At 57.3% G+C, this 5621-nt stretch carries 4 protein-coding genes; all 4 read right to left on the reverse strand.

All coding sequences use genetic code 11. The features are described 5' to 3' along the window. Positions 1–34: 34 nt before the first annotated feature. On the reverse strand, positions 35–316 hold the full coding sequence (locus GM672_RS26855; RefSeq protein ID WP_260099457.1) for a DotU family type IV/VI secretion system protein: 282 nt from the start codon (positions 314–316) through the stop codon (positions 35–37). A gap of 165 nt (positions 317–481) precedes the next feature. Then, positions 482–1558, reverse strand: a complete 1077-nt coding sequence (locus GM672_RS26860) for an Imm71 family immunity protein (RefSeq protein WP_155473574.1) — start codon at positions 1556–1558, stop codon at positions 482–484. A 2-nt stretch (positions 1559–1560) separates the two neighbouring features. Next, on the reverse strand, positions 1561–3099 hold the full coding sequence (locus GM672_RS26865; RefSeq protein WP_155473575.1) for a hypothetical protein: 1539 nt from the start codon (positions 3097–3099) through the stop codon (positions 1561–1563). After that, a partial coding sequence (locus GM672_RS26870; protein WP_155473576.1) for a type VI secretion system Vgr family protein occupies positions 3100–5621 on the reverse strand: 2522 nt, incomplete at its 5' end.

Genomic DNA, 5621 nt, shown 5'->3' on the forward strand with positions numbered 1-5621 from the left:
CCCAGGGCCGAAGAGAGTTGTGCCAGCAGGTCCATCAGGGCAACGTGATGGTCAGGTTGGCCGCGCGCGGCGCCATCTTCACGACGTCGCTGTAGGCATTCATCTGGTTCTGCGTGTTGCGCGACAACCTGGCGCGCAGGCCCACGTAGCCCAGCACGCAGATCAGCGCGAAGACGGAGCACAGCACCCACACGGGCAGGTCGCTGCGCAGCTGGTGCTTGACCTGGTCGGGCCGGTCCGCATGGGGTGCGAAGCCGCCGCGCTTGCCCTTCATGTGGGCGATCTCGTCGCCCAGGCGAGGACCTAGGTATTTCACTAAGCAAAGAGATCACCTTGATCACCTGTACTACGCCGTCATGAATCAGGGTTCGTTTCTCTCGTCTTTGGTCTTTGATCTTCGGTCTTTTGGAGGCATTAGAACCTTGCACGCTCGTTAGACTTACAGTCCCACTCTCACAGACTTAGCCCTTGCAAATATTGATCAGGCAACAGAGCCAGCCCAAACCCATCGTATTTTTCGTCCTAGATGCAACGGTAATATTTCTCCAGCCACAACCTCGATCGCTGCACCAAGTTCTGACTCCGCTAACCATCTACCGCCAAACGGCGCCACACTTCCGCTATCTGCGCACACCATTTCCTCAGTCGCGATGAGCACTGGGGCTGGGGAAGCGAGCTGCACCGGCTTTGAGAATCGATAGCCTTTCTCCTCATCAGGGACGGTTCCGTCTTCATAGCGCTTGTCTTCCCAAAGCAAGCGCCAAACCGTATTAACTTCGTTGCTACCGTTTTCTGTCTCAATTTTAATCTTTGGGGCATTTGAACCGCCGTGAAGGTAGTTCATGCAGCCAACGATCTTAAAAGGCGGGCGCGGTTTTGGCGTCCGCGCAATTAAACTCAGTAGAGACGATTTCGGTACATCGACGGGCTCCCAGATTCCGGAACAAGGCGTGTATTCTCCAGTGCGCACAAAAATGCTATCGAACGGGTTGGGAACTTCCGCCAAGTTTTCGGGAAACCAAGTCGACTCAAGCTCCTGCTGCAACCATTTGCCATACCAAAGAAGGGCAGGGTCTTCAATATATCTAGATTCAAGAATTATCTGCCCACACTCGCCCCACGCTTGCGCCAGCGAATCAACAGCTAGGCAAAACTCTGGCCACAGAGGCGTATGTTTTTTTATGGTGTTTTCGCCCATGCTGATGCGTTGAAGCATCTGGATCCAGTGATCGAGAATTCGCCCGGCCATCTCGAACTCTCCATTGCTATCAAATTTAAAGACCTTTTTGTCGCCTTTGCTGAGCCGTAAAACGCCGGCTTCACAATGAGCCAAGCACTTAGCAATTAAAGCATATTCAGCCATTGGTATGGAAGTATCTTCGTTCCATCCATTATCATCCGCCTGTTGCACGCTCTTCTCAACGACGGACATCCACTCACTATAATATTGAAAAATCCGGGACCAAGCAGTAACTGAACTCACGCGCTTGAGCCAGTAGAAAATTTGCTTTCGCTTCAGTTCTGAAAGTTCAGAAACGGTACTGTTTACATTTGTCATTGTCACGGCCTGATAATTACCTTGTTATTGTCTTTCGCGGCTTTTTCGCGACTTGCGAGCCGTGCAGTCTGAGTCGCAGGAACGCCCAGGTCACGGGAATAGCCCCATATCCCGTTAGCATCGATCCAACCCGTTTTGTGGAATGTGAACTCGAGTCCCGTTGTCGCATCGATTACGGGGCCAGGGTCGACGCCATTAATGAAATCCTCACCCATCTTCCGCAAGGCATCAGCAAATGATTTCTCTAAGAAAAAGAACGCCTGAGTCGCACCACCTGGAAGATACTGGCCAGGAATCTTGTTGCCGAACTGTTCTGAAACCGTACCAACGACAGCTTTCGGCCCGTTATAACCTTTCACCTTTGCCGTAACGTAAAAACCATCGCCATTAAAGCTGTCGAGCACCGCCGCGTATTCCCGCCACTCCTTTGCAGTTCTTGGCGCGCGGCCAACGCCCCACCAGCCACCTGATGCAGAGGCTGCATCTACTGGGACGCCATGAGTCGTGCGAGCTGGGCCGAAGAATCTGAAGATTTGTTCGCCATCGTTAAGTTGGCGGTTCACCATCTTTCCAGCGAATGCAGCTATACTGTTAAATTGGCCAGTCTTCGCGTCAGGGCCACCGTATTTCATGTCAGGATACCCTGGGACGTGTGTATAGTATTTTGCTATCTCGCCAGGGTCTCTATGATTAGCGGGATTCTGTCTGAATCCTCCCCTGGTACTTCTCGCAGGCAGCGCACCCTGTTCAATTAATCGCCGCTCTTGAGTTAACGTTGTTACTCGTTGGCCAGTTGCCACCTCGTGCAGCGTAACGCGACTGGCGGTCTCTCCACCTGATCGAATATAGGCTTGTATTTCTCGGAGTTTCTGATCGAGTTCCTTTACCGCAATCGGAATCATCTCGGTACCTTTTTTGCGAACATCTGCAATGCCGCCGCGAAGTGTTTTTATGCGCGTAGTTAAACTTGGAAATGAGTCGCCCAGTCGGCTGCCAGCTGCAGCCAAGGTCTTGTCAAGAGTACCCATTAAATACCCAAATTTCTCCAGCAACATCGTCTTATGGTCAGCAATGCGCAGCGCGAGCATCCATTTTTGCGCATTTTTTTGACCGATCCTGTTAAGAAAATCGATAATCTCGTTTGCACCGTCAGCGTTATGGCCAATTTTCATTGCTGGTGTTAGGTGCTCCGCCTCAAGAGCGATCTTCAGGATTATCCTGCCGGCGCCTTTAATGACACCTCCGATTACCGGGATAAGCGCAAATAATAAAACAATAAGAAAGACCCATTGCCAAGTCGAATTACGTTTCTCCTCATCATCGACCATCCCAATGACGACGGCGATGAGATCACGCACCGCCGTTGCATCACCGACTAGCGGAATCATGCCAATAACCGCATCGACAATGATTTGGCTTAAACTGGCCTTTTCGTTGAACGCTCCCTGGACTGTTCCCCACGTCCAGCTCCCGACGTCCACGCAAACTGCCTTAAAGTAGCTGGCGGTCCAGCCGGCTGGAGGATCTTGAACCTGGCTCATTTATACTTGTTCCTTGTCCACCGACACTGGCGTCATCACTGACGTGCCTGTCTTTAAATATTTGTCTACTAAGCTTTCTATTTTCGCTTCAGAGGGCGCCGGATCATAGTTGGGCATAGGTGTCAGATCGACGCGCTCAAATGCGCCAGGCATTGGGCCATAACTTACTGTCGCCGAGCCCCCGGGGACATCTGGGATAGCGGCGCGCCCCTGTGAGTCGAGCTTTCCTTTGCGTTCCGTGCCATCCGCCAGTGTCACAACGTACTCAGCTCCGGCGAGCGGCTGGTCATCGTGATAGCGATGATCCAAGTACAGCGTATTTAGTGGCAGTTTGTCATCAGGGAGCAACGGTAGATCGACCGCCGCGCTTACTCCCCCATCAAACACATGCTTCCCACCCTTAACCGTAAAATTCCCCGGACAAGCAAACGTAATATCCCCACCCTCCAACGTGATGGACGACTGCCCAGCCTGCAAAACGATCTTCTGATTCGCCTTGATCTCGATGGAGTCGTTCACGGAAATCACCGTCACAGATTTTTCGGCCACGATCTCCAGCTGATCCGTATGCGCCTGTAACGACACTGGTCCATTTGCAGCAATGGCCTGAATCCCGCCGGAGTGCGTAAAGAACGACGCGGCGTTCGCAGCAACCGACGACACCGTATGCGCGGCAGTCATCTGCACATCGCCCTGGGTAATCCAGCGCAGCTGCTGACCGGCGAACAGCACGGTCGATGCCGGTGTCGCCCAGTTGATGCTGGTCGGCGAGTCCAGGACAACAATCGGTGCACCGAATTTCTCGACTGGTTGCGATGCATCCAGCTCACGCGAGCCGCTATGGGCCTTCGAGGCTCCCTGGCCGTTGACAGCGCCGCTGAATTTCCCCTTTTGTTCGGGATCGAGCAGCGCGACGAAATCCTTGTGCGCTGTTGCCGCGTTCTTGCTCACCAGCGCATTCTGCGCGGTGGCGGCATCGCTGATCGTCTGCGCCAGTTCTTCGGCGGCCTTGAATCCTGCCAGCGCCTCGGATGCATCCATCTGCGTCGACGTGACACTGGCACCTTGCGCCGAGCGGGCGGAAGTCGTCAGCAGCACGCCTTCGCCGCCGCGCACGATGGCCCAGGCGTCGGTGCGCAGTTCGAACCCGGCACCGCGGTAGGCGCCGCGTTGCGATGACGTGGGGGATTGCTGGATCAGGTAGCCCAGGTTCAGCTGGGTCGCCGCGCTGCTGGTGGCCAGGCGCATGCGGACCTGGCCTTGCGTGTCGTCCAGCTGCCATTGATTGTAGCCGTCACCGCTGAAGTTGTGGCTGTGGATGCCCGACAGGGTGCCCGGGTGGTTGGCGCCCGAATCGACGCCGGCCGAGAAGGGCGGCAGGTCGGCGCCCGTGTACAGTTGGGCGACGACGACGGGGCGGTCCATGTCGCCTTCGATGAAGTCGACCAGCACTTCGGTGCCGATGCGTGGGGTGAACTGGCTGCCCCAGTTGGGGCCTGCCAGGGCTTCGGCCACGCGTACCCAGGTCCCCGAGCGTTCGTCGCCGGGGGCGTTGCCCGTTTCGTCCGTGTTGTGGGCCATGCCGCCGGCGTTGGCGCCTTCGCCGCGCTGCCAGGCGAACTGGATGCGTACCTGGTGATCGCGACCCGTGTGGGCGACGGCGTCGGCCAGGCCGACGACGATGGCGGTCTGCGGCCCCAGGGCGGTGACGGGATGGGCGGCAGCGGCCGCGCGCGGCACAATGGCGACGGCGTCGCGCACGCAGCCGAAGCGGTTGCGGTAGGTGCCGTTCTCCACAAGATCGGCATTCGCGGCGGTCTTGATCTGCGCCTGGAAGTTGTTGCGGGCCTCGTGCTCGACCCACAGGGCGACGAAAGCGTCGCTGCCCGGGCCGTAGCGCTCGTGCTGGGTCAAGGTGAAGGCGTGGCCCGGGGCCAGGCGGCGCACGGCGCCTGCGCCTTCGAACAGCTTGTTGTCCAGTTCCAGGGCCTGCAGCATCAGGCGGCTGTGCGGATCGGCCGCGGCGCCGTTGTCAAAACCGCTGGCAATCCTTTCGAGCTTGTGGCGCGCCTGGCCGTCCGGGCTGTCGGGGTCTTCCCCCTGCGGCTGGTCGTGTTCGAAGCGCCAGTTCAGGCCTTCCGAGGCCAGCAGGCGCGTGAAGAATTCCAGGTCGCTTTCGCGGTACTGCGTGCAGATGGTGCGCGTCGGCTGGTCCTGACTGATATCGAACTCGAAGCGCAGTTGCGGGTAGTCCGACAGCAGCTCGGTGACAATGTCCTGCACCGTCTTGTCCTGGAAGATGTAGCTGTCGCGGCGCAGGCGCAAGAGGGCGAGGGCCGGCTCCAGACGCAGGCGATAGCGCGCCACGCCGCCGTTCGCGCCCAGCCAGGCCGCCTCGGTGCACAGGCCGTGCCATGCGCGTCGGCTGCCGTCCGGCTGCAGCAGGGTGACCGTCATTTCCTCACCGATGAACTGGTCCAGATCGAGGCCGGTTGATGTGCTCAGTGCCTGTACGTCGACGT

This window comes from Pseudoduganella buxea (assembly GCF_009720835.1).
Lineage (GTDB): Bacteria > Pseudomonadota > Gammaproteobacteria > Burkholderiales > Burkholderiaceae_D > Rugamonas > Rugamonas buxea.